At 68.4% G+C, this 24,202-nt stretch carries 17 protein-coding genes; 7 read left to right on the top strand and 10 right to left on the bottom strand.

Annotated elements, in window-relative coordinates; translation table 11 throughout:
• Nucleotides 1-2,913 carry an excinuclease ABC subunit UvrA gene (gene uvrA, locus FQ377_RS10450; protein WP_148601187.1) on the bottom strand — a complete coding sequence of 971 codons (2,913 nt, stop codon included), beginning with the start codon at nt 2,911-2,913 and terminating at the stop codon, nt 1-3.
• Nucleotides 2,914-2,998: 85 nt separating this feature from the next.
• Nucleotides 2,999-3,376 carry a GntR family transcriptional regulator gene (locus FQ377_RS10445; RefSeq protein ID WP_187393326.1) on the bottom strand — a complete coding sequence of 126 codons (378 nt, stop codon included), beginning with the start codon at nt 3,374-3,376 and terminating at the stop codon, nt 2,999-3,001.
• A gap of 103 nt (nt 3,377-3,479) precedes the next feature.
• Between FQ377_RS10445 and FQ377_RS10440 the strand changes: the two genes are divergently transcribed.
• The 4 genes from FQ377_RS10440 to FQ377_RS10425 all read left to right on the top strand — a co-directional run bounded on the left by FQ377_RS10440 (nt 3,480) and on the right by FQ377_RS10425 (nt 8,679).
• A complete protein-coding gene (locus tag FQ377_RS10440; RefSeq protein ID WP_148601186.1) occupies nt 3,480-4,115 on the top strand; it encodes an MBL fold metallo-hydrolase in 636 nt (211 codons plus the stop codon).
• A 101-nt stretch (nt 4,116-4,216) separates the two neighbouring features.
• The gene (locus FQ377_RS10435) at nt 4,217-6,760 is read left to right on the top strand and encodes a DEAD/DEAH box helicase (RefSeq protein WP_148601185.1); all 2,544 of its coding nucleotides are present in this window, start codon (nt 4,217-4,219) and stop codon (nt 6,758-6,760) included.
• Between the two features lie 42 nt (nt 6,761-6,802).
• Complete coding sequence (locus FQ377_RS10430) at nt 6,803-7,294, top strand: GNAT family N-acetyltransferase (RefSeq protein ID WP_148601184.1); 492 nt, start codon at nt 6,803-6,805, stop codon at nt 7,292-7,294.
• Nucleotides 7,295-7,380: 86 nt separating this feature from the next.
• Entirely contained in the window at nt 7,381-8,679 is a 1,299-nt protein-coding gene (locus tag FQ377_RS10425) for an alpha/beta fold hydrolase (RefSeq protein WP_148601225.1), read from the top strand.
• Between the two features lie 21 nt (nt 8,680-8,700).
• Here the strand turns inward: FQ377_RS10425 and FQ377_RS10420 are convergent, their stop codons facing one another.
• The 3 genes from FQ377_RS10420 to coaE all read right to left on the bottom strand — a co-directional run bounded on the left by FQ377_RS10420 (nt 8,701) and on the right by coaE (nt 13,081).
• Complete coding sequence (locus FQ377_RS10420) at nt 8,701-9,798, bottom strand: TerC family protein (RefSeq protein ID WP_148601183.1); 1,098 nt, start codon at nt 9,796-9,798, stop codon at nt 8,701-8,703.
• A 164-nt stretch (nt 9,799-9,962) separates the two neighbouring features.
• Nucleotides 9,963-12,038 carry an excinuclease ABC subunit UvrB gene (uvrB, locus tag FQ377_RS10415; protein ID WP_148601182.1) on the bottom strand — a complete coding sequence of 692 codons (2,076 nt, stop codon included), beginning with the start codon at nt 12,036-12,038 and terminating at the stop codon, nt 9,963-9,965.
• 77 nt (nt 12,039-12,115) lie between these two features.
• The gene (gene coaE, locus FQ377_RS10410) at nt 12,116-13,081 is read right to left on the bottom strand and encodes a dephospho-CoA kinase (RefSeq protein ID WP_148601181.1); all 966 of its coding nucleotides are present in this window, start codon (nt 13,079-13,081) and stop codon (nt 12,116-12,118) included.
• A 158-nt stretch (nt 13,082-13,239) separates the two neighbouring features.
• Here coaE and FQ377_RS10405 point away from each other — a divergent pair, with 158 nt between their 5' ends.
• On the top strand, nt 13,240-14,916 hold the full coding sequence (locus tag FQ377_RS10405; protein ID WP_262364396.1) for a RecQ family ATP-dependent DNA helicase: 1,677 nt from the start codon (nt 13,240-13,242) through the stop codon (nt 14,914-14,916).
• A gap of 43 nt (nt 14,917-14,959) precedes the next feature.
• On the top strand, nt 14,960-16,135 hold the full coding sequence (locus FQ377_RS10400; RefSeq protein WP_148601180.1) for a class I SAM-dependent methyltransferase: 1,176 nt from the start codon (nt 14,960-14,962) through the stop codon (nt 16,133-16,135).
• Between the two features lie 148 nt (nt 16,136-16,283).
• Here the strand turns inward: FQ377_RS10400 and rpsA are convergent, their stop codons facing one another.
• The 3 genes from rpsA to polA all read right to left on the bottom strand — a co-directional run bounded on the left by rpsA (nt 16,284) and on the right by polA (nt 21,939).
• Nucleotides 16,284-17,765, bottom strand: a complete 1,482-nt coding sequence (rpsA, locus tag FQ377_RS10395; protein WP_148601179.1) for a 30S ribosomal protein S1 — start codon at nt 17,763-17,765, stop codon at nt 16,284-16,286.
• A 212-nt stretch (nt 17,766-17,977) separates the two neighbouring features.
• Nucleotides 17,978-19,279 carry a GNAT family N-acetyltransferase gene (locus FQ377_RS10390; RefSeq protein WP_262364395.1) on the bottom strand — a complete coding sequence of 434 codons (1,302 nt, stop codon included), beginning with the start codon at nt 19,277-19,279 and terminating at the stop codon, nt 17,978-17,980.
• 11 nt (nt 19,280-19,290) lie between these two features.
• Entirely contained in the window at nt 19,291-21,939 is a 2,649-nt protein-coding gene (polA, locus tag FQ377_RS10385; RefSeq protein WP_262364405.1) for a DNA polymerase I, read from the bottom strand.
• A 181-nt stretch (nt 21,940-22,120) separates the two neighbouring features.
• Between polA and FQ377_RS10380 the strand changes: the two genes are divergently transcribed.
• A complete protein-coding gene (locus FQ377_RS10380; RefSeq protein WP_148601176.1) occupies nt 22,121-22,609 on the top strand; it encodes a hotdog fold thioesterase in 489 nt (162 codons plus the stop codon).
• 33 nt (nt 22,610-22,642) lie between these two features.
• Here FQ377_RS10380 and FQ377_RS10375 read toward each other — a convergent pair whose 3' ends face one another.
• The gene (locus FQ377_RS10375; RefSeq protein ID WP_148601175.1) at nt 22,643-23,023 is read right to left on the bottom strand and encodes a response regulator transcription factor; all 381 of its coding nucleotides are present in this window, start codon (nt 23,021-23,023) and stop codon (nt 22,643-22,645) included.
• Nucleotides 23,024-23,032: 9 nt separating this feature from the next.
• Nucleotides 23,033-24,070, bottom strand: a complete 1,038-nt coding sequence (gene ligD, locus FQ377_RS10370; protein WP_148601174.1) for a non-homologous end-joining DNA ligase — start codon at nt 24,068-24,070, stop codon at nt 23,033-23,035.
• Nucleotides 24,071-24,202: the final 132 nt, after the last annotated feature.

The following is a 24,202-nucleotide window of genomic DNA, read 5'->3' as shown; positions in this document are numbered from 1 at the left end:
CTAGCGGGCAGCCTTCTCGAACAGTTCCTTCAGGAAGGCGCCCGTGTAGCTCCGCTCGTTCCTGGCGACCTGCTCGGGCGTCCCCGTGGCGATGATCTGGCCACCACCGGAACCACCGTCGGGGCCCAGGTCGATCACCCAGTCCGCGCTCTTGATCACGTCGAGATTGTGCTCGATCGTGATCACGGTGTTGCCCTTGTCCACCAGGCCCTGCAGCACGAGCAGGAGCTTGCGGATGTCCTCGAAGTGCAGGCCTGTCGTGGGCTCGTCGAGTACGTAGACGCTGCGGCCGTTGGATCGCTTCTGCAGCTCGCTCGCGAGCTTCACGCGCTGCGCCTCCCCGCCAGAGAGGGTCGTGGCCGGCTGCCCCAGGCGTACGTACCCGAGACCCACCTCCACCAGCGTCTTCAGGTGGCGGGCGATCGGGCTGAAGGCGGCGAAGAACTCGGCGCCCTCCTCGATCGGCATGTCGAGCACGTCCGCGATGGTCTTGCCCTTGTAGTGCACCTCCAGCGTCTCCCGGTTGTACCGTGCGCCGTGGCACACCTCGCACGGGACGTAGACGTCGGGCAGGAAGTTCATCTCGATCTTCAGCGTGCCGTCGCCGGAGCACGCCTCGCAGCGCCCGCCCTTGACGTTGAACGAGAAGCGGCCGGGCAGATACCCGCGGACCTTCGCCTCGGTGGTCTCGGCGAACAGCTTGCGGATGTTGTCGAAGACGCCCGTATAGGTTGCCGGGTTGGAGCGCGGTGTCCGCCCGATGGGACTCTGGTCCACGTGGATGACCTTGTCCAGGTGTTCCAGGCCGTCGATCCGCTTGTGCCGTCCGGCAACCTGCTTGGCGCCATTGAGCTTGTTGGCCAGCACCTTGTAGAGGATGTCGTTGACGAGCGTGGACTTGCCGGACCCGCTGACGCCGGTGACGGCGGTGAGGACACCGAGTGGGATGGTCGCATCGACATTCGTCAGGTTGTGCTCCCTGGCACCGACGATCTTCAGCTGCCGGGACCTGTCGATCTTGCGGCGCTTCACGGGTGTCTCGATGCGACGCCGTCCGGCCAGGTAGTCCCCGGTCAGCGATCTCTCGTTGGTGAGCAGATCCTCGAGCAGCCCCGAGTGCACCACCTCACCGCCGTGTTCCCCAGCACCCGGACCGATGTCGACGATCCAGTCGGCCTCCGCGATGGTGTCCTCGTCGTGTTCGACGACGATCAGGGTGTTCCCGAGGTTCCGCAGGCGCGTGAGGGTCTCGATGAGCCGCCGGTTGTCCCGCTGGTGCAGGCCGATGGAGGGCTCGTCGAGGACGTAGAGCACGCCGACGAGCCCGGAGCCGATCTGCGTGGCGAGCCGGAGGCGCTGGGCCTCCCCGCCGGAGAGCGTGCCCGACGCGCGTTCGAGATTCAGGTACTCGAGGCCGACGTCGAGCAGGAAGGTCAGCCGCGCCTGGATCTCCTTGAGGACCTGGTTGGCGATCTGCGCCTCGCGCCCCGTGAGCACGAGATTGTCGAGGAACTCGGCGCAGTCGCGCATCGGCATGGCGGAGACCTCCGCGATGGAGCGACCGTTGATCAGGACCGACAGGGACGCGGGATTCAGCCGGGCACCGCCGCACGTGGGGCACGGGATCTGCCGCATGTACTCCTCGTAGCGGTCGCGTGCATGCTCGGACTCCGTCTCCAGGTGCTTGCGCTGGATGTACTGGATGGCGCCCTCGAACCCGGTGCTGTACTTGCGCTCCCGGCCGAAGCGGTTGCGGTACTGCACCACGACCTTGTGGTCCTTCCCGTACAGCGCAGCCTCACGTGCGCGGTCCGGGAGCTTGCGCCAGGGTGTGTCGATATCGAATTTCAGTTCGGTGGCGAGGCCCTGCAGGAGTCGCGTCCAGTACTCCAGCGTCGCGGTGCCGAGCGACCAGGGCGCGATGGCGCCCTCGGCCAGGCTGAGATCCGGGTTGGGGACGACGAGTTCCTCGTCGACCTCCAGCTTCGTCCCGATCCCGGTGCACGCGGGGCACGCGCCGAAGGGGTTGTTGAACGAGAACGACCGCGGTTCCACCTCGTCGATGGCCAGCGGGTGCTCGTTGGGGCACGCCAGGTGCTCGGAGTAGGCCTGGAGGCGCTTCGCGTCGTCCTCGGGAAGGTCCACGAACTCGGCCAGCACCCGCCCGTCGGCGAGTTTCAACGCCGTCTCGACGGAGTCGGTGAGCCGCTGCTGGATTCCGCCCTTGACCACCAGGCGGTCCACGATCACCTCGATGGTGTGCTTGTACTGCTTGCCCAGCTTCGGCGGATCGCTGAGCTGGATCAGTGTGCCGTCCACCCGGGCGCGGGAGTAACCCTTCGCCGTGAGCTCGGAGAACAGATCGACGAACTCGCCCTTGCGCGCCCGGACCACGGGCGCGAGGACCTGGAACCGCGTCCCCTCGTCGAGCTCGAGCAGCTGGTCCACGATCTGCTGGGGAGTCTGCTTGGCCACGGGCTCCCCGCAGACCGGGCAGTGCGGACGGCCCACGCGCGCCCACAGCAGGCGCATGTAGTCGTAGATCTCGGTGATGGTTCCCACGGTGGACCGCGGGTTCTTGCTCGTGGATTTCTGGTCGATCGAGACCGCGGGCGAGAGCCCCTCGATGAAGTCGACGTCGGGCTTGTCCACCTGGCCGAGGAACTGGCGCGCGTACGCGGAGAGCGACTCGACGTAGCGGCGCTGGCCCTCGGCGAAGATGGTGTCGAAGGCGAGGGACGACTTCCCCGATCCGGACAGGCCGGTGAAGACGATCATGGCGTCGCGCGGCAGGTCGAGGTCGACGTTGCGCAGGTTGTGTTCGCGAGCGCCCTTGACGATCAACCGGGACAGATCCTGCGGGGCCGGCTCCGGGTTGTGGGCATGCTGCTCGAGGGAATTTGCTATAGACACCCGATAACTGTAGGTGAAACCCGCTTCGAAGACATCTTCTAATTAGGCTGCTTCCGCGCCGTACTGGCGCATCCTCCGGTGTCGTTCACGCTCGGCGCAATGCTGCCCTGACGATGGCGACCGCGTCGGCCTCCGGGAGGCCGGCCGAGTGCACGACGGCGGCGAGCGCCTCGGCGGCGTCGGCCACCCGACGACGCGCGTCGTCGCCCCCTGCCGCGATGAGTGTGCCGGCTCGTCCGCGGGTCTCCACGACACCGGACTGCTCGAGTTCGCGGTACGCGCGGGCAACGGTGTTGGCGGCGATCCCGAGATGGGTGGCCAGTGTGCGCACGGGCGGGAGCCGGGTCCCCACGGCTGCCGTGCCGGAGTTGGCGGCAGCGAGGACGGCCTGCTTGAGCTGCTCGAACGGTGGGGTGGCGCTGGCGGCGTCGAGCGTGAGCCAGCGGGGAATGCCCTGCTCCATGCCGTCCACCTTCCCTCGGGTTCGTCGGGAACCGGACGGGCCCCGTGCCAGAACCCTACCGTCGGTCCATTCCCCCCACCGGCGTACTCCCTACACTGGAGCCATGTATGACCTCAGCGAAGTCACGATCCGCAGTATCTCCGTCTCCGAGATGGACAACAACGTCTATCTGCTGACCTCCAAGTCCTCCGGGGCACAGGTGTTGATCGACGCCGCGGACGATCCCACGGCGATCCTGGCGCTCATCGCGGACGCGCAGGAGGACACGGAGGCCGAGGTGCGGGTGGCCCTGATCATCACCACGCACTCCCACTGGGACCACGTGCGGGCCCTGGCCGACGTGCGGGAGGCGACGAAGGCCCGCACGGCCGCAGGGGCCGACGACGTCGCGGACATCGAGGTCCCCACGGATGTCCCGCTGCACCACCGGCAGGTCGGGTCCTTCGAGGGCTTCGAGCTCGAGGCCCTGCACCTCCGGGGGCACACCCCCGGATCCGTGGCGCTGCTCTATCGGGACCCGCACGGGCCGGCGCATCTCTTCACGGGGGACTCGCTCTTCCCCGGGGGTGTGGGACGGACGACGTCGGCCGAGGATTTCACCACCCTCCTCGACGACGTCACTGCCCGCGTGTTCGACGAGCTGGCGGATGACACCCTCGTTCACCCCGGTCACGGCGCGGGGACCACGCTGGGCGCCGAGCGCGGCTCGCTCGCCGGGTGGAGGCAGCGCGGCTGGTAGGAGCCCGGCCGGCGGGGCGGGGAGCCGTCCCTCCCGGCGCATGAGCCACCCCTACCGGCGCATGAGCCACCCCGTCACGGCCCCGGTAGGCTGAACGGACCATGAGGATCCAAGAGCACCTTCCCCGGCACGACGACGGCCGACTCACCGCGGACGCGGTGTACGAGGCGTTCACGGCATGGACCACGGCCCGAGGGCTGACCCTCTACCCCGCGCAGGACGAGGCGGCCATGGAACTCGTCTCGGGCAACAACGTGATCCTGGCGACGCCGACCGGCTCGGGCAAGTCGCTCGTCGCGATCGCAGCGCACCTCAAATCGTTCTCCGACGGGAGGACGAGCTACTACACGGCGCCGATCAAGGCCCTCGTGTCCGAGAAGTTCTTCGCCCTGATCGAGATCTTCGGTGCCGAGAACGTCGGCATGATCACGGGCGACTCCGGCGTCAACCAGGACGCCCCGATCATCTGCTGCACGGCCGAGATCCTCGCGAATCTCGCGCTCCGCGAGGGCGCGGCGGCGGATCTCGACACCGTGGTCATGGACGAGTTCCACTTCTACTCCGACCCCCAGCGTGGATGGGCCTGGCAGGTGCCCCTCCTGGAACTGCCGCAGGCCCAGTTCCTCCTGATGTCCGCCACCCTCGGCGACGTGACCCGCTTCGAGAAGGAGCTCACGGAGCGCACGAAGCGCCCGACGGCCACCGTCACCTCGGTCGAGCGCCCCATCCCCCTGCACTACTACTACGTCGAGACCCCCGTGCAGGAGTCGCTCGAGGAACTGCTGGGCACCCGCCAGGCACCGGTCTACGTGGTGCACTTCAGCCAAGCCGAGGCCATCGAGCGGGCGCAGAATCTGATGAGCGTCAACATCTGCACGCGCGAGGAGAAGGACCGCATCGGTGAACTGATCGCGGCCTTCCGGTTCTCCTCCGGCTTCGGCAAGACCCTCAACCGCCTGGTCCGGCACGGCATCGGCGTCCACCACGCGGGCATGCTCCCCAAGTACCGGCGCCTCGTGGAGCAGCTCGCCCAGGCCGGGCTGCTCAAGGTCATCTGCGGCACCGACACCCTCGGGGTAGGCATCAACGTGCCCATCCGCACCGTCCTGCTCACCGCGCTGAGCAAGTACGACGGCGTCCGCACCCGCCTGCTCAACGCCCGGGAGTTCCACCAGATCTCCGGACGCGCCGGACGTGCCGGGTTCGACACCGCGGGGACGGTGGTGGTGCAGGCGCCCGAGCACGTCGTCGAGAACGCAAAGGCCATGGCGAAGGCCGTCTCCAAGTTCGGCGACGACCAGAAGAAACTCCGCCAGGTCGTCCGCAAGAAGCCGCAGCAGGGCTTCGTCTCCTGGGGTCGGCCCACCTACGAGCGCCTCGTGGAGAGCACCCCCGACCCGCTGACGTCGTCGTTCTCGGTCAGCCACTCCATGCTGCTGAATCTCCTCGAACGTCCCGGCGACCCCTTCGTCGCAGCGAAGCGGCTCCTGACGGAGAACCACGAGACGCGAGCTTCGCAGCTGCGGCTGATGCGGCGTGCCATCGGCATCTACCGTGAACTCGTCACCGCGGGAATCGTGGAACGGCTCCCCGAACCCGAGCCCGACGGCCGGCAGGTGAGACTCAAGGTGCACCTGCAGGCGAACTTCGCTCTCAATCAGCCGCTGTCCCCGTTCGCGCTCGCCGCGCTGGAGCTGCTGGATGCGGACGGGCCCGGCTACGCGCTCGATGTCGTCTCCGTGATCGAGGCGACGCTCGAGAAGCCACGGCAGGTGCTCAACGCGCAGGAGAAGAAGGCCCGCGGCGAGGCCGTCGCCGCCATGAAGGCCGAGGGCATCGACTACGACGCGCGGATGGCCCGCCTCGAGGAGATCGGTTACCCGAAGCCGCTGGAGGAGCTGCTGCAGCAGTCCTTCGACGTGTACCGCGCGTCGGCGCCCTGGCTCGGTGACTTCGAGCTGGCGCCCAAGTCCGTGGTCCGCGACATGTACGAGCGGGCCATGAGCTTCGGCGAGTACGTCGCGTTCTACGCCCTGACGCGCTCCGAGGGCATCCTGCTGCGCTATCTGGCGGACTGCTACAAGGCGCTGCGCCACACCGTTCCGGTCGAGGCCCTCCGCGAGGACCTCAGCGACATCGTGGAGTGGTTGGGGGAACTCGTTCGCCAGGTCGACAGCAGCCTCCTCGACGAGTGGACGCAGCTGGCAGCCGGAGTCCTCGCCGGGCCCGCGGACGACGCCGTCGATCTTCCCCCGGAGCCGCCCTCGGTGACCTCCAACGAGCGTGCATTCCGCGTGATGGTGCGCAATGAGATGTTCCAGCGGGTCAAACTCTTCGCCGACGAGCAGGACGAGGCCCTGGGTGCGCTGGATGCCGACTCCGGCTGGACGGCCGAGCGGTGGGCGGAGGCCCTCGACGGCTACTTCACCGATTACGAGGACATCGACGACGGCCCGGACGCCCGTGGCCCCGATCTGCTCATCATCGAGAAGAAACCCGGCACCTGGAGGATCCGCCAGATCCTGAAGGATCCGGAGGGCAACGGCGACTGGGGAATCAACGCCGAGATCGACCTGGCAGCGTCGGACGACGCCGGGAGCCCCGTGGTGCGGGTGCTCGGTGTCGGTGCCCCCGTGGCGGCCTAGCGATCCACGGGCATACTGCCCGCGTATGGCTAGGCTGGTGGCATGTCTACCCTTCGTACAGCCCGGCCGGCGGACGTCCCGGTCATCCTCCAGCTGATCCACGATCTCGCCGTCTACGAGCGGGAGCCCGATGCGGTCCGCACCACCGCCGAGTCGCTCGGCGACGCCCTGTTCGGGGACCGGCCCACCATCTACGCCCATGTTGTCGAGGCGGACGGCCAGATCCAGGGTTTTGCCCTCTGGTTCCTGAACTACTCCACGTGGGAGGGGGTCAACGGCATCCACCTCGAGGACCTCTACGTGCGCCCGGAGGCTAGGGGCGCGGGCCACGGGAAAGCGCTCCTCGCCGCCCTGGCAGCCATCGCGGCGGAGCGCGGTTATGCGCGCGTCGAGTGGTCGGTCCTGAACTGGAACGAACCCTCCATCCGGTTCTACGAGAACCTGGGAGCCACGAACCAGACCGAGTGGAGCACCTTCCGCCTCTCGGGTGACGCTCTCGCGGACGTCGCAGCGCTCGCCGACTCCGCCGCGTAGTGCAACCGCTGCACGGGCGCCCCGACCTGCCGACCGACGCGTCCGCACAGGGAGCACCCGATCACACCGTCGGGAGAACGGCGGTGATGCGAGGGCTGCGGGCCACGGGCCACGTCTTCCACGTCCCGCTCGATCACGCGGACCCCTCCTCCGGGACGATCGAGGTCTTCGCGCGCGAGTACTCCTCCCTCGACCACAGCACCGAAGCCGTGGCGCACCTCCCCTGGCTCCTGTTCCTGCAGGGCGGCCCCGGCGGTCGGGGCGCGCGGACCACACAGCTGACCGGGTGGATGAAGGCCGCTGCGCGTCGGTTCCGGATTCTCATGCTCGACCAGCGCGGCACCGGACTCTCCACACCCGCCGACGCCGCCACCCTGGCGTCGCTCGCCTCGCCGGAGGCACAGACCGCATATCTCTCCCACTTCCGGGCCGATTCGATCGTGGCGGACGCCGAACTGATCCGCAGCAGTCTCGGCAGCCCCCCGTGGGCGGTGTTCGGCCAGAGCTACGGCGGTTTCTGCACCCTCACCTATCTGTCCTTCGCGCCGGAGGGGATGGACCGCGCACTCATCACCGGTGGTCTCGCTCCCCTGACCGGGCACCCGGACCAGGTGTACCGGGCCACCTTCGCCCGCGTGGAGGAGCGCAACCGCGAGTACTTCTCCTGGTACCCGGAGGACAGGGACCTCCTGACCCGCATCATGCGTCACCTCGACGACATCGAGGAGTACCTGCCGAGCGGCGAGCGGCTCACCGCCCGGCGGCTCCAGCTGATCGGGTCCTACCTGGGCGGGAACACGAGGGTGCACGGCCTCCACTACCTGCTGGAGGACGCGTTCACGTCCACCCCCTCCGGTCCGCGCCTCTCGGCCACGTTCCTCGAACAGGTGGCCGGCCCCGTCAGCCGGGCGTCGCAGCCGCTCTACGCGCTGCTGCACGAGTCCATCTACTGCCAGGGAGCCGCCTCCGCCTGGTCCGCGCAGCGCGTCCTGGCGGAGTACCCACAGTTCCGCGAGGACGCCGCGGAGCCGCTCCTGACCGGCGAGATGGTGTATCCCTGGTACTTCGAGGAAGACCCGGCACTGCGGCCGTTGCGCGCCGTCGCCGAGCTGCTCGCCGCCAGGGACGACTGGGGGCCGCTGTACGACACCGCGGTCCTCGCGGAGAACACGGTTCCCGTCGCGGCTGCCGTCTACCGCCACGACATCTACGTGGACCGCGGCCTGTCGCTGGCCACCGCCGGTGCCGTACGGCACCTGCAGGTGTGGGAGACGGACGAGTTCCACCACGACGGTATTGCCGACGACGGCGAGGCCATCCTCGAGCGGCTGCTCTCCATGACCGACAGCCGGAACGCCGACGCCGCGATCACGCCAGACCCCTGAGGCCCGGCCCCTCCCGCATGATCAGGGCTGCCGGCGCGGGTTCTTCCTCCCGGCCTCGTCGGCAGCCTCGTCGAGGGCCGGATCCACGGCGGGCGCTCCGGAGCGGTTCGCCTCGTGGTCCTGCCCGTTGTCCGGCCCCTCGGCGTTCTCGACCGCCCGGGATCGGATGAGACTGGCGACCACCGCGACGACGATCGTCAGCACGATGACGGCCAGGGAGACGAACGTCGGGATCTCGGGCGCCCACTCGATGGGCTCCCCCCCGTTGATGAAGGGCAGCTCGTTGACATGCATGGCGTGGAGGATGAGCTTCACACCGATGAACGCCAGGATCACCGAGAGCGCGTGCTTGAGGTAGACCAGGCGGGTCATGAGGCCGCCCAGCAGGAAGTACAGCTGGCGCAGGCCCATGAGGGCGAAGATGTTCGCCGTGAAGACGATGAAGGCGCTTTGCGTGAGGCCGAAGATCGCCGGGATGGAGTCGACGGCGAACAGGAGGTCGGTGAGGCCGATCGTCACGAAGACGATGAGCATCGGGGTGAAGACCTTCTTGCCGTCGACCACGGTGCGGATCTTGTTGCCGTCGTAGGACTGCGACATCGGCAGCACGGACTTCAGCTTGGCGATGAGCCTGTTGTCACCCGCGTCCTCCTCGTCGTCGCCCGCGTCCGTGGCCTGCTTGTAGGCGGTGTAGAGCAGGAAGATCCCGAAGATGTAGAAGATCCAGCTGAAGTTCTCGATCACGGCTGCGCCGAGGGCGATGAAGATCCCGCGCAGGACCAGCGCGATGATGATGCCGATCATCAGCACTTCCTGCTGGTACTTCCGTGGCACCGAGAAGCGCGCCATGATGATGATGAACACGAAGAGGTTGTCGATGCTGAGGCTGTACTCGGTGATCCAGCCCGCGACGAACTGCCCGCCGTACTCCGATCCGGTGAACACGAACATGAGGACCGCGAAGACCAGAGCCAGACCCACGTAGAAGCCCACCCACAGGCCGGCCTCCTTCATGGAGGGCTCGTGAGGACGTTTGACGACCAGCAGCAGGTCGAACATCAGGATGATGCCGAGCACGATGAACGTGCCGACCTCGAAGACGATGGGCAATTCGGGCATGGGATACCTTCCGGAGTTCGCGCTGGACTGCCGTAAGTCTCTCCGCCGCGGCCTCGGGCCGGCTGACCGCTACGTCCGGCGGAGCGACGATGCCCCGCGTGCTGACGTCCGTAGCGCTTGGGATACTCCCCTACGTCCCCACGATCCTACCGGACCCTCACCTTTCAGGCGTGGCCGGCCGATTGCATCTGCCGGAGCTCCTTCTTCAGGTCGCCCACCTCGTCCCGGAGCCGGCCGGCGAGCTCGAAGTGCAGATCGGCTGCGGCCGAGTGCATCTGATCGGTCAGCTGCTGGATGAGATCCGTGAGGTCCTCCGCCGGTACGGAGGCGAGACCCTCGGCCCGACCCGCACCCCTCTTCGGCTTCTTCCCCCGGGCGGCCTCCTCGAGCAGCGCTCGCGTGTCGGCGTCCTCCCGGTTGATGGTGTCCGTGATGTCGGCAATACGCTTGCGCAGCGGTGTGGGATCGATGCCGTGCTCGAGGTTGTGCGCCACCTGGATGGCGCGGCGCCTGTTCGTCTCGTCGATCGCGCGCTCCATCGAGTCCGTGATCCGGTCGGCGTACATGTGGACCTCGCCGGAGACGTTGCGGGCAGCGCGGCCGATGGTCTGGATCAGCGATGTCGTGCTCCTGAGGAAGCCCTCCTTGTCCGCGTCGAGGATGCTCACGAGCGAGACCTCCGGCAGGTCGAGGCCCTCGCGGAGGAGGTTGATGCCCACGAGCACGTCGAAGGTGCCCATCCGTAGCTCCCGGAGGAGCTCGACGCGCCGCAGGGTGTCGACGTCGGAGTGCAGGTACTCGACCTTCACCCCGTGTTCCAGGAGATACCCCGTCAGGTCCTCGGCCATGCGCTTGGTGAGTGTCGTGACGAGGACGCGCTCATTGATCTCCACGCGCTTGCGGATCTCGTCGAGCAGATCGTCGATCTGCCCCTTGGTCGGCTTCACCACCACCTCGGGGTCCACGAGACCCGTGGGCCGGATGATCTGCTGCACGTAGCCGTCGGCCTTGCCGAGTTCGTACTTGCCCGGGGTCGCCGAGAGATAGACGGTCTGGCCGATACGGTCCTGGAACTCGTCCCACTTGAGCGGCCGGTTGTCCATCGCCGACGGAAGCCGGAAGCCGTGGTCCACGAGGGTGCGCTTGCGCGACATGTCTCCCTCGTACATGGCACCGATCTGCGGGATCGTCACGTGGGATTCGTCGACGACCAGCAGGAAGTCGTCGGGGAAGTAGTCCAGGAGGCAGTGCGGCGCCGAGGCCGGATCGCGGCCGTCGATGTGCCGGGAGTAGTTCTCGATGCCGTTGCAGAAGCCCATCTGCTGCATCATCTCCAGATCGTAGGTGACGCGCATCCGCAGGCGCTGCGCCTCGACGAGCTTGTTCTGCGATTCGAGCTCCGCCAGGCGCTGCTGCAGTTCGTCCTCGATGTCCTTGATGGCACGCGTCATGCGGTCCTCGCCGGCCACGTAGTGCGAGGCCGGGAACACGTACATCTCCTCCTCCTCGCGGATCACGTTGCCCGTCAGCGGGTCGAGCGTGTAGATTTTCTCCACCTCGTCCCCGAAGAACTCGATCCGCAGCGCGTGCTCCTCGTACATGGGGATGATCTCCACGGTGTCCCCGCGGACACGGAAGGTGCCGCGGTGGAAGTCGATGTCGTTGCGCGTGTACTGCATGCCCACGAACTGCCGGAGCAGCTCGTCCCTGTTCATCTGGTCCCCGCGCCGCAGGGTGACCATCTTGTTGATGTACTCCTCCGGCGTGCCGAGCCCGTAGATGCAGGACACGGTGGCGACGACGATCACGTCGCGGCGGGTCAGGAGCGCGTTGGTGGCCGAGTGGCGGAGGCGCTCCACCTCCTCGTTGATCGAGGAGTCCTTCTCGATGAAGGTGTCGGTCTGCGGGACGTACGCCTCGGGCTGGTAGTAGTCGTAGTAGGACACGAAGTACTCCACCGCGTTGTTCGGCAGGAGTTCCCGGAACTCGTTGGCCAGCTGCGCGGCGAGCGTCTTGTTCTGCACCATGACCAGGGTGGGGCGCTGCACCTGCTCGATCAGCCAGGCGGTGGTGGCACTCTTGCCCGTACCGGTGGCGCCGAGCAGCACCACGTCCTTCTCGCCCGCGTTGATGCGCTCCGAGAGTTCCTTGATGGCGGTCGGCTGGTCGCCCGCGGGCGTGTACTCGCTGATGACCTCGAACGGTGCCACGACACGCTTGATCTCCTGCGCAAGACTCATGCCTCAAAGATAGTGCCTGGGAGTGACACTTCACCCTGAGTGTGCTGCAGGCTGAATGCGCCCCGGCCCGCGCCCGGTCAGGCTCCTCCGGCGTGCGGCGCGGCGACGAGGATCGCCACGTCGAGTGCCGGATCCGCGGAACGGTGGACGGCCTCCGGGCCGGCACCGGGGTGATCCCGGTCGGCAGCCCGGGGGAAGCCGGCGGCTGCCAGGGCGAGGGACACCTGAGCTGATTTCGACGCCCTGCGGAGCGGTAGGCGGATGCTGGTGGCCGCCACGTCGTCGGACGCGGTGCGTACCGCCTCGTCCAGGACCGCAGGGAGGGCCGTCCCCTCCGGGAGAGAGGCCTCCAGCTTCGCGACGATCCGTCGGCCGAGCGCGCTCGTCCCGGCGAGACCCTCCGTCGTCGACGGCGGCAGGACGGCGGGCCGGGGCGCCGCGAGATTGTCCCGGAACGGGACGACCCGCCCGTGCCAGAGCGCCCGGGTCGCCGCGAGGAGGTCGTCCAGGGCGGCGTCGTTCACGAGCACGGCGTCGGCCTCGCGCAGCCTCTCCTCCCGCGACGCCTGCGCGGCGATGCGCTGCAGCGCATCGGAACGCCCCATGGAGCGCTGCTCCACCATGCGCGCCACACGCTCCTCGTCCGGGGCGTCGACGACGACGACGAGGTGGAATCGCGGCGCCTGGCCCGTCTCGACGAGGAGCGGGATGTCCTCGACCACGATCGCGTCCTGGGGCGCGGCCGCGATGAGCTGGGCGGCCGCGGACCGGACGCGGGGATGTACGATCCCGTTCAGCTGCTCCCGTGCACGGTCGTCGGCGAACACGAGCCTGCCGAGCATCGCCCGGTCCAGGCCGCCGTCGGCCCCGAGCACCGACGCACCGAAGGCCGCGACAACCTCGTGCAGACCCTCCGAGCCCGGCTCGAGCGCCGCTCGCGCCAGCACGTCGGCATCCACGAGGACGGCGCCGAGGTCGCGGAAGTGGCGGGCGACCACCGATTTCCCTGCGGCGATGCCTCCTGTGAGTCCGATGCGCAGCATGGATTCACCCTAGCGCGGCCCGCGGTCCCTGCCGTGGACGATCCACTCCCGGCCCAGCAGGCGGCAGGCGCTGTCAAGACCCCTCGTGGCGCCGGACCGGCGGCGGACCGTCGGAGGATCTCCCTACGCTGGAACCACCGATATCGACGAGGAGGACCGTGAGGACCACGCTGGAGGAGTGCCGACGCACTGCGGCAACCGTGTTCGGGTGGAGCGAGCTGCGCCGGAGCCAGGAACAGGCGATGCAGGCACTGCTGGGTGGCAGCAGCGTGCTCTGTGTGATGCCCACGGGGTCCGGCAAGTCCGCGATCTACCAGGTACCGGCCATGACCCTGCCCGGTGTTGCCGTGGTGATCTCCCCGCTCATCGCCCTGCAGCACGACCAGGCCGAGTCCATCAACCGACACACCGGTGCCGAGCGGGCCCGCGTCCTCAATTCCGACCTCGGGGCCTCCGAACGGGAGGAGGCCTGGGAGGCAGCGGCCGACGACGACGAGACCGGGCGGGCCAAGTTCCTCTTCCTCGCGCCCGAGCAGCTGGCCCGCGACGACGTGATGGAGCGGCTGCTGGGTCTCGACGTGTCCCTCCTGGTCGTCGACGAGGCACACTGCGTCTCCTCCTGGGGGCACGACTTCCGGCCCGACTACCTCCAGCTGGGCCACCTCCTGAGGAGCCTGCGTGCGCCGGTGGTGGCCCTTACCGCGACGGCGTCGCGGCCCGTCCAGAAGGAGATCGTCGAGGGGCTCCACCTGGAGGACCCGTTCGTGCTCGTGGAGGGGTTCGATCGCCCCAACATCTCCCTCGAGGTGATCCAGTACGTGGAGGACGCGGACAAGGATCGCGCGGTCCGTGAGCAGGTTCTCGGTCTCGACGGCCCGGGCCTGGTGTACGTCGCGACGAAGAAGGCGGCCGATGCCCTGGCCGTCGAGCTGAAGGCCGGCGGCAGGAACGCCGACGCCTACCACGCCGGACGCCCGAAGAACCAGCGCGAAGCCGTCCACGACGGCTTCCTGGACGGTCGGATCGACGTCGTCGTCGCCACGACCGCGTTCGGGATGGGCGTGGACAAGCCCGATGTCCGTTTCGTCGTCCACGCGGACGTCTCGGACTCGCTGGACGGCTACTACCAGGAGATCGGCCGCGCGGGCCGCGACGGGCAGCCGGCTCGGGCGGTGCTGCACTACCGTCCGGAGGACCTCTCCCTCCGACGGTTCTTCGCCTCCACCTCCGCGAGCCGCAGCCAGCTCAGGGAGCTGTTCCTCCTCCTCAGCGCACAGGACCGGCCTGTCAGCATGAAGAAGCTCAGGGAACTGTCCGGCCTGTCCGGGCGGAAGCTCACCGGTCTGGTGAATCTCCTGGTGGCGGGGGGCAGCGTGAAGGACGGGGTGAAGGGATACCGCGCACGCAGGACGAGCGCGTCCGACGCCGTGGCGGGGGCGGTGGAGCAGGCGGAGAATCGCGAGAGCATCGATCTGTCGCGCATCGAAATGGTCCGCCGCTATGCCGAGACCAGCCGCTGCCGCCGGCAGTCCCTGCTCTCCTACTTCGGCGACGAACCGGCCGACCCGTGCGGGAACTGCGACAACTGCTCGGAGGCCGGACGCTCCGCCGACACTCCGGACGGGACGGCTGCCGCCCGGGAGCAGGCCCCGCCGGAGGCACCGTTCGACATCGAGGCGGAGGTCGAGCATCCGCAGTGGGGCCGCGGGACCGTCATGGGGTACGAGGACCACGTCATCACGGTGCTCTTCGACACGGTGGGGTACAGGACGCTCTCCCTGGCCCTCGTCACGGAGAAGGACCTCCTGGTGGAGGTGCAGGCGGCGTCCCGCTAGGACTGCCGGGCCGGTACCGCGCGGGTCGCCTACGATGGAGCGGATGATCCCGTTCAGCCTCGACCTCCTGCGCCGCCGCCCTGACGTCGAGGCACCCGAGCTGGACGCGGTGGACGCGGCGGACCGCCTGCTCCTCGACACGGCGCGCCACCGGCTGGCGGCCGTGGACCACCCCGGCGGCAGGGGCGGCATCGCCACGATCAACGACTCCTACGGCGCCCTGACCCTCGGAGCGGCCCAGCTCTCCGGTCGGACCGATATCAGGGTGTTCCAGGACTCGGTGGTCGGCGAACGCGCGCTGGCCCTCAACGCCGCCGGGCAGGGCCTCGACGGGGTGTACCGCGCGTTCCCCCTCGGAGCCTCCCTGCTGGCCGGCGCGGACACCGTGCTGGTGCGCCTGCCGCGATCCCTGGACGAACTCGACGAGATCGCCCGGACCATCGCCGCCCACGCCGCGCCCGGCGTCCGGGTGTTCCTGGCCGGCCGGGTCAAGCACATGACCCTGTCCATGAACGCTGTGCTCGACACCTCCTTCGGCGAGGTGGGCGCAGGTCACGCCCGGCAGAAGGCCCGCGTGCTGACCGCCGGCGATCCCCGGAGCGATGTCGCGCCGCCCCTGCCCCGGAACGGGAGGCACGACGTCGGCCTCGAACGCCCGCTCGAGCTACGCGCCTATGGTGCGACCTTCGGTGGTGCCGCGCTCGACCCGGGGACGCGGCTCATTCTGCCCCACCTGCGGGCCCTGACCGGCCCGGTGGTCCCCTCCGACCCGTCTGGACAGACGGACGCCGACGTGATCGACCTGGGCTGCGGCAACGGGACGGTCGCCGCGTACCTCGCCCTGACCGACCCGGGGCGGCGCGTCCATGCCACCGATCAGTCCGCCTCGGCGGTCGCGTCGACGCTGGCGACGGCGGAGGCGAACGGCGTCCGGGACCGGATCACGGTGAGCCGGGACGACGCCCTGTCCGAACGGCCGGACGGCTCGTCCGGGCTGATCGTCCTCAATCCGCCGTTCCATCTCGGCAGCACCGTGCACACCGGTGCGGCGCATCGCCTCTTCCAGGCGTGCGCGCGGGTCCTGGTCCCTGGGGGTGAACTGTGGACGGTCTGGAACAGCCATCTGCGCTATCGGTCCGCCCTCGAGCGGACCATCGGCCCCACCCGACAGGTGGAGCGGTCCTCCCGGTACACGATCACCTGCTCCACCCGCCGCTGACCCGGTGAGCGGGACGCCCGCGGACGGCTCCGGATCCCCATCCGGAAGGCGCAAGCGCCCGCCTGAAAAGATACAACTCCTTCACGCGACAGCAGCCCCCCGTCCAGTGGACGGGGGGCTGCTGTCGGGGTGCTGCAGGACCGGCGAACTACGCTCCGGTGAGCTTCTCGCGGAGAGCCGCGAGAGCCTCGTCGGAGGCGAGTGTCCCGGAACCGGTGTCCGCGACCACGGGGTCGGAGGAGTAGCTCGAGGAACTCGAGGAGCTGGACTCCGCCGGCTCGCTGGCGGCCCGGGCGTCGTCCGACTCGTGCTGGACGACCTGCTTCTTGTGGGCCTCCCAGCGGGACTGGGCCTCGGCGTACTGCGCTTCCCAGGTGGCTCGCTGCGTCTCGTAGCCCTCGAGCCATTCGTTCGACTCGGGGTCGAAGCCCTCGGGGTACTTGTAGTTGCCCTCGTCGTCGTACTCCGCGGCCATGCCGTAGAGCGCCGGATCGAACTCGGTGCTGTCCGCGTCGACGCCCTCATTGGCCTGCTTGAGGCTGAGGGAAATACGGCGGCGCTCGAGATCGATGTCGATGACCTTGACGAAGAGCTCGTCGCCGACGGAGACGACCTGCTCTGCCAACTCGACGTGGCGGACAGCGAGCTCGGAGATGTGCACGAGTCCCTCGATGCCGTCCTCGACGCGGACGAACGCGCCGAAGGGGACGAGCTTCGTGACCTTGCCCGGGACGACCTGGCCCAGGGCGTGCGTGCGGGCGAAGGTCTGCCAGGGATCTTCCTGCGTGGCCTTCAGCGACAGCGAGACCCGCTCGCGGTCGAGATCGACCTCGAGGACCTCGACCGTGACCTCCTGGCCCACCTCGACGACCTCGGACGGGTGGTCGATGTGCTTCCAGGACAGCTCGGAGACGTGCACCAGACCGTCGACGCCGCCGAGGTCCACGAACGCACCGAAGTTGACGATCGAGGAGACGACGCCCGGACGGACCTGGCCCTTCTCGAGCTTGTTGAGGAACGTGGAACGCACCTCGGACTGGGTCTGCTCGAGCCACGCACGACGCGACAGGACGACGTTGTTGCGGTTCTTGTCGAGCTCGATGATCTTCGCTTCGATCTGCTGGCCGATGTACGGAGCCAGGTCACGGACGCGACGCATCTCGACGAGGGATGCGGGCAGGAAGCCACGCAGGCCGATGTCGAGGATGAGCCCACCCTTGACTACCTCGATGACGGTGCCGGTGACGACGCCGTCCTCTTCCTTGACCTTCTCGATGTCGCCCCAGGCACGCTCGTACTGAGCGCGCTTCTTGGACAGGATCAGGCGGCCTTCTTTGTCTTCCTTCGTCAGGACGAGGGCTTCCACCTCGTCGCCCACGGAGACGACGTCCCCGGGGTCGACGTCGTGCTTGATGGAAAGCTCGCGGGAAGGAATGACACCCTCGGTCTTGTAACCGATGTCGAGCAGGACTTCGTCGCGGTCGACCTTGACGACGGTACCCTCGACGAGATCTCCGTCGTTGAAGTACTTGATGGTCGCGTCGATCGCGGCGAGGAAGTCCTCAGCGGTGCCGATGTCGTTGATAGCGACCTGCGGGGCACCTTGCTTCTCGGTGGTGGTGATGGTCATGTAGTTGGGGCTCCGTTGTGGATGTGGACGATGTGGGAAGAGCCTCGGGAGGCTCTCTGGTGGTATAGCAGTGGCAGTGCGCTCCTGATCGATCGGCGTGGGCCGGAGATCCGCAGAGCGCACTACGCGCCTGCTCAGTCTAGCTCTGGGCCACAACACGGTCAAAGCAGGGCCGCAGGCGGCAGGTGGTCGGCCCTGCGTGTGTCGTCCGCCTAGAAGTGCGTGATGCAGTACGGTTCCTCGGCCCGGCCGAACAGGGTGTCGAGGAGGTGCACGGCATCCTCCGCGTGGGCGGTGAGGGCGCCGGCCGCAGCGAGTGCCGATGCCTGCACGCCGCCGAGATACAGGGATCCGAGCGCGTTGACCGTCAGTGTGGCGTCGGGTGCCGTCGCGGCGTCGACCTGCTCGACGTCGGCCACGCCGTCCACCACGGTCAGGACGTACGAGCCGTCCACGAGTCCGAGGGAGTCCTCGACCTCCAGCACGAGCCGGCCACTGCCCCGGTAGGAGCGCGCGCCCAAGGCGGCAGCGACATCCAGCAGCCGGACCCACAGGACGTCGTCCGCTCCCTTGACGCCGTAGCAGCGACGGTCGCGGAGTGCCCAGTCCAGCGGGTCGTCGCGACGTGCTTCGTCCCAGGTGATCCGCTGCACCAGGTCCAGTGCTCCGAGATAGCGCCACAGTTCCAGGTACGCCGACGGCGTCGTGGCCACGAGGTCCACGATCTTCATGGTGTACGGCGTGGTCTCCCACCCCACGAAGCGATAGGACACGTAGCCTGCGGGAGTTCCTGCGGCGTCGTAGTGCACGGCCATCCGTACCGCGCGGTCCTCGACGGGACGCTCGCGTCCCCACTCGCCCGACGCCCGGCGCGGGTACGTGTACTGGCGGCCCACGGAGCCGAAGGTCACAGCGTGGAATCCCTCGAAGATCTCAGCGGCGAGTCGCGCGGCGTGCTCACGCCCCACGAGCGTCGTCGTGCCGCTCCGGGGCGCGGTGATCTCGAACCGCTCCCGGACGTCCACCTCGACGCTCTGGGTGAAGGTGGCGCATCCGAAGCCGAACCGCCCGTAGATGGTGGCCTCCGATGCCGTCAGGATCGCCAGCGGCAGACCCCGCTCCTTCGCCTCGCGCAGGTCCCTCGTCATCATCGAGCGGAGGATCCCCCTGCGTCGGTGGCTCGGCCGCACCGTCACGGCCGTGATCTGGTGCGCCTCGAGCTGGGCGGCGCCGACGTTGATGGGATGCACCATGGTGCCGTACGTGGCCACCGGGTAGCCCGCGTCGAGCGCCTCGGCGGGTTGCGCGCCGTCGTACACGCCCCACAGGACCCGCTGGTCGGCGTGGAACGCCTCGAGGAAGCGGGGGAAGTCCTCGGGGTCGGTCATTCCGTCGTGGAAGCCGATCCCCTCGGCGTCGAGCCACTTCGCGAAGCGGCCCTCCCGTGTTGCGTCCTCGTCGGCCTCGAGGGTGAAGAGTTCGGTCGTCAGGTCCGGTGCGGTGTAGTCGCTCACAGCAGGCAATCCTAGTGTGCGGCGTCGTGCCAGCTCGCTCCGGTGCCCACGGACACGTCGAGCGGCACGGACAGCTCGGCTGCGCTGCCCATCTGGTCGCGGACCAGGGCCTCGACCTCCTCAGCCTCCCCCGCCGCGATCTCGAGGACCAGTTCGTCGTGCACCTGCAGCAGCATGCGCGAGGTCAGTCCGCGCGTCCTCAGGGCATCGTCGACGCCGAGCATCGCCTTCTTGATGATGTCGGCGGCCGAGCCCTGGATGGGTGCGTTGAGCGCCGCGCGCTCGGCCATCTCGCGGAGCTGGCGATTGTCGCTGGACAGATCGGGCAGATACCGGCGTCGTCCCTCGATGGTGGAGGTGAACCCGTCCTTGCGGGCCTGCTCCACGATCCCGCGCAGATAGTCGCGGACCGCGCCGAAGCGCTCGAAGTAGTCACGCATGAGGGTACGGGACTCGTCCACGGAGATATTGAGCTGCTTCGAGAGCCCGAAGGAACTCAGCCCGTAGACCAGACCGTAGGACATGGCCTTGACCTTGGACCGCATCGCGTTGCTCACGTCCTCGGGCGCCACACCGAAGATGTGCGAGCCGACGAACCGATGGAGATCCTCCCCCTCCTGGAAGGCGGCGATCAGCCCGTCGTCGCCGGAGAGGTGCGCCATGATGCGCATCTCGATCTGGGAGTAGTCCGCCGTCATGAGGCTCTCGTACTGCGAACCGTCGGTACCCCGCCCCACGACGAACACCCCGCGGATCCGCCGCCCCTCCTCGGAGCGCACCGGGATGTTCTGCAGATTCGGGTTCGTGGAGGACAGGCGACCGGTCGCCGCGACGGTCTGCAGATAGGTGGTGTGGATCCGGCCGTCGTCGCCGACCGCCTTCCGCAGGCCCTCGACGGTCTGGCGGAGCTTGGTGGCGTCGCGGTAGGCGAGGAGCTGTTCGAGGAACGGGTGGCCGGTCTTGGCGATGAGATCGGTCAGGGCGTCGGCGTCCGTCGAGTATCCGGTCTTGATCTTCTTCGTCCTCGGCAGTTCCAGCTCGTCGAAGAGGACGGTTTGCAGTTGCTTCGGGGAGCCGAGATTGATCTCCTTCCCGATGATCCTGAACGCCTCGGAGCCGGCTGCGCTGATGGTCTGCGAGAAATCGTCGAGCAGACGCTCGAGTCCCTCGACGGAGACGGCCACACCGGTGAGCTCCATCCGGGCCAGGACCTCCGCCAGCGGCAGTTCGAGTCCGCCGAGAAGCTGGTTGGCGCCGCGCTCCACGAGCTGCCCGGCGAAGTGCTCACTGAGGCGCAGGGCTGCGTAGGCGGCCACCACGGCGGGCGAGGCGACGTCGTTGCCGCCCAGATCGAGGGCCTGCTGACCCGAGGAGTCGTTCGCCGACGCCGTGATGGACAGGCGCAGGTGGTACTGGGCCAGATCCGCGAGGTCGTAGCTGCGGCGATCGGGCTGGATCAGGTAGCCGGAGATCGCCGTGTCGTCGACCTCGCCCACGAGCTCGAAGCCCCGCGCTGCGAGCAGTTTCAGGACCGTCTTGAAATCGTGCACGATCTTGGGAGCGTCGCGATCGGCGAGCCAGTCGCCGAGCACCTTCTCGGCGGCGGCGTCGAGGCGCTCGAGCGGGACGAAGGCTGCCTGCAGCGCCGTGACGACGGCGACCCCGACGACGTCGGTGGCGCCGGCCGTCGTCTCGGTTGCCAGGGCGAGTGATGCCTGCGCCTGATTCGTGGCAGAGAACCACTGCTCCAGGGCAGCTGCGTCCTCGAGCAGCACGTGCTCGGGGGCATCCTGCTCGTCGCCCGGTTCGTCGGTCTGCTCCTCGCCGAAGAGGTCGAACAGCCTCTTCCGCAGCGTGTTGAACTGCAGCGAGTCGAAGAGATCCTCCACGGCCGAGCGGTCGGGATGCTGTGACTCCATCGCGTCGAGGTCGACGGGCAGGTCGAGATCCGTGAGCAGCCGGTTCAGGCGGCGATTACGCTTGACGTCCTCGATGTTGGCCCGCAGTGAATCCCCGACCTTCCCGCCGATGGCGTCCAGATTCTCGAGGATGCCCTCGAGTCCGCCGTACAGCTTGATCCACTTGGCCGCCGTCTTCGGGCCCACACCGGGGACGCCCGGCAGGTTGTCGGCGCTCTCGCCCACCAGCGCGGCGAGGTCGGAGTACTGATGGGGAGGGACGAAGTACTTCTCCTCGATGGCGACGGCGTCCATCTGCGGGATGTTCGTGACCCCCTGCTTCGGATACAGCACGGTGACGCGATCGTTGACCAGCTGGAAGGCGTCGCGGTCGCCGCTGACCACCTGGACGTCCCAGTCGGCCTCCGCGGCCCGGGCGGCGAGCGTGGCCAGGATGTCGTCCGCCTCGTAGCCGTCCATGGAGAGCGTGGGGATCCGCATCGCCTCCATGACCTTGATGATCAGGTCCACCTGGCCGTGGAACTCCTCCGGCGTCTTCGAGCGCCCGGCCTTGTACTCGGTGTATTCCTCGGAGCGGAAGGTGGGTGTGTCGAGGTCGAAGGCCACTGCGACATGGCTGGGGTGCTGGTCCTTGATCAGATTGATGAGCATGGCGGTGAAGCCGTAGACCGCGTTGGTGTGCTGACCGGTGTCCGTGGAGAAGTTCTCCGGCGGCAGGGCGTAGAAGGCGCGGAACGCCATCGAGTGCCCGTCGATCACGAGCAGTCGCTTGCGTGAACCGTCGCTGCGCCGGTCGCGGGACGTCTGCCCGGCCGCGGTTCCCGTGCCCTCCGGCGCTGCGGACGACTCCTCGTCCGGGTCCGTCAGGGTCAACGTCTGCGCAGGTTTGGTTGTTTCACTCACAGGTGCCAGCCTAGTTCCCATGACAGACAACCGCACCAGGCCCGACGCCGTCCAGCCACCGTCCCCGGAGCGCCTGGCCGAGCTCGTCGCCGCAGGCGTCCCCCCCGAGATGCACGGCTGGCTGGGGCGGTACGGCGTGGGCGCGATGACCGTCAAGATGGGCATCGTCTTCCAGGAGATGAGCTCCGAGCGGATGGTCGCGACCATGCCCGTGGAGGGCAACGAGCAGGTAGCCGGCATCCTCCACGGGGGGGCCCACGTGGTCCTGGCGGAGACCCTCGGCTCCTTCGCGGCAGGCCTGCACGCGGGACCGCGGCGCCAGGCCGTCGGCATCGAGGTCAATGCCACCCATCACCGCAGTATTGCCGCGGGTCTGGTCACCGGCACCGCGACGGCCATCCATCTGGGCCGCACCCTCACCACGCACGAGGTGGTGATGACGGATGAGCAGGGCCGCCGGCTCTCCACCGCCCGCATCACCAATCTGATCAGGGACACCCGCGCCTGACCGATCGGACCGGCAGGTCGGGATCCGCCGTCGTCAGGCGTGGGCGGCCAGGCCCTCCGCGATGTGACGGCGCAGCTCGGCCGCCCGGAAGGGCTTGCGCAGATACCGGTCCGCGCCCGCGTCGAGGCCCCGCTCCTCGTCGGCGGGATCGGTGCGAGCGGTCAGCATGACGATGAGGGTCGAGGAGAACCGCCTGATGCGCGTCGCTACCTCGAACCCGTCGATGTCGGTGAGGCCGACGTCGAGCGTCACCACGTCGGGAGCCAGCTGGCGCACCATCTCCACACCGGCAAGACCGGCCGGCGCGGTGTGGACCCGGAACCCTGATCCCGTCAGCACCGTGTGGAGGAGATCCCTGACGTCGTCGTCGTCCTCGATGACCACGGCTGTACGGGAGTGCTCCTGGGTCGGCATGGCTCGAGTTTACTCCGCCTGCGCTCCGTCACCCTTGCGTGCACGACTCGGCTGGACGCGTGGCGGCTCCCCCGGCATCTTCGGGAAGTCCGGAGGGAACGACAGCTCCCCCAGCCCGGCGGCGACATCGCGTTCCCACCACTCGAGCAGCCCGTCGATCCGGCCGGGTGCGGCGTGGAGCTGCTCCCAGGGGTCGCCGGTGCTGCGCAGACGCTCGAGAACCGTGGCGACGGTGAAGGCTGCGGGGTCCACACCGGTCAGCTCGTCCCAGGTGACGGGACACGAGACCGGTGCGTGCGGCAGGGCCCTGGGGCTGTAGGCACCGGCCATGGTGCGGTCCCGGTTCGCCTGGTTGTAGTCCACGAAGATCCGGGCGCCGCGCTCCTCCTTCCACCAGGCGGTGGTGACCTGCTCCGGCATGCGGCGCTCGAGCTCGCGCGCCGCGGCGATCACGGCACGGCGGACGGTCAGGAACTCGTGGACCGGCTCGACGGCGGCGAACACGTGCAGTCCCCTGTTCCCGGAGGTCTTGACGAAGGACTCGAGACCGGCCTCGCGGAGCACGGTGCGCAGGGCGAGCGCGGCAGCGACGACATCGGTGAAGGTGGTGCCGGGCTGTGGATCGAGATCGATGCGCAGCTCGTCGGGCAGATCGGGCTGCTCGGCACGCGAGGCCCAGGGGTGGAAGACGATCGTGTTCATCTGGACCGCCCAGACGGCGGCGGCCGGTTCGTCGAGGACCACCTGAGGGTGGGACCGGCCGCTGGGGTAGGTGACGGGCTCGCTGCGCACGTAGTCGGGAGCACCCCGGGGCGGGTTCTTGCTGAAGAACGAGTCGCCCTCCACCGTCCCCCCGAACCGCTCCAGCGACACCGGACGCCCGCCGTTGGCGCGCAGGAAGAAGGGCGCCACCTCGATCAGGTACCGTGCGAGATCAAGCTTGGTCAGTCCGGCACGGGGCCACACCACCCGGGAGGGGCTCGAGAGGCGCACCCGGCGCACTCCGTGGGGACCGTCGACGTCGAGGATCGTAGCTTCGCTGGCCATCGGCCCAATGTACCCCCGTGCACCCTGCCCGGGGACCCGCAGGGTGGCGACGCCGTCGTGCCTTTCCCATCCCGCTCATCCACAGAATTGTTGAACAATCCTGTGCACTCGTGCATGCTGGACGCACACCTA

The organism is Arthrobacter echini (genome assembly GCF_008107445.1).
In the GTDB taxonomy this organism is placed as follows: domain Bacteria; phylum Actinomycetota; class Actinomycetes; order Actinomycetales; family Micrococcaceae; genus Arthrobacter_D; species Arthrobacter_D echini_A.
This window is presented reverse-complemented; position numbering and strand designations above follow the sequence as displayed.

Bases quoted from the DNA above. Each gene is read 5' to 3' on its own strand.
- uvrB (WP_148601182.1), bottom strand. From the start codon at position 12,038: ATGAGTCTTGCGCAGGAGATCAAGCGTGTCGTGGCACCGTTCGAGGTC.
- ligD (WP_148601174.1), bottom strand. From the start codon at position 24,070: ATGGCCAGCGAAGCTACGATCCTCGACGTCGACGGTCCCCACGGAGTG.
- FQ377_RS10440 (WP_148601186.1), top strand. From the start codon at position 3,480: ATGTATGACCTCAGCGAAGTCACGATCCGCAGTATCTCCGTCTCCGAG.
- FQ377_RS10380 (WP_148601176.1), top strand. From the start codon at position 22,121: ATGACAGACAACCGCACCAGGCCCGACGCCGTCCAGCCACCGTCCCCG.
- FQ377_RS10430 (WP_148601184.1), top strand. From the start codon at position 6,803: ATGTCTACCCTTCGTACAGCCCGGCCGGCGGACGTCCCGGTCATCCTC.
- coaE (WP_148601181.1), bottom strand. From the start codon at position 13,081: ATGCTGCGCATCGGACTCACAGGAGGCATCGCCGCAGGGAAATCGGTG.
- FQ377_RS10425 (WP_148601225.1), top strand. From the start codon at position 7,381: ATGCGAGGGCTGCGGGCCACGGGCCACGTCTTCCACGTCCCGCTCGAT.
- FQ377_RS10445 (WP_187393326.1), bottom strand. From the start codon at position 3,376: ATGGAGCAGGGCATTCCCCGCTGGCTCACGCTCGACGCCGCCAGCGCC.
- polA (WP_262364405.1), bottom strand. From the start codon at position 21,939: ATGGCGTTCCGCGCCTTCTACGCCCTGCCGCCGGAGAACTTCTCCACG.
- FQ377_RS10420 (WP_148601183.1), bottom strand. From the start codon at position 9,798: ATGCCCGAATTGCCCATCGTCTTCGAGGTCGGCACGTTCATCGTGCTC.
- FQ377_RS10435 (WP_148601185.1), top strand. From the start codon at position 4,217: ATGAGGATCCAAGAGCACCTTCCCCGGCACGACGACGGCCGACTCACC.
- FQ377_RS10375 (WP_148601175.1), bottom strand. From the start codon at position 23,023: ATGCCGACCCAGGAGCACTCCCGTACAGCCGTGGTCATCGAGGACGAC.
- FQ377_RS10400 (WP_148601180.1), top strand. From the start codon at position 14,960: ATGATCCCGTTCAGCCTCGACCTCCTGCGCCGCCGCCCTGACGTCGAG.
- rpsA (WP_148601179.1), bottom strand. From the start codon at position 17,765: ATGACCATCACCACCACCGAGAAGCAAGGTGCCCCGCAGGTCGCTATC.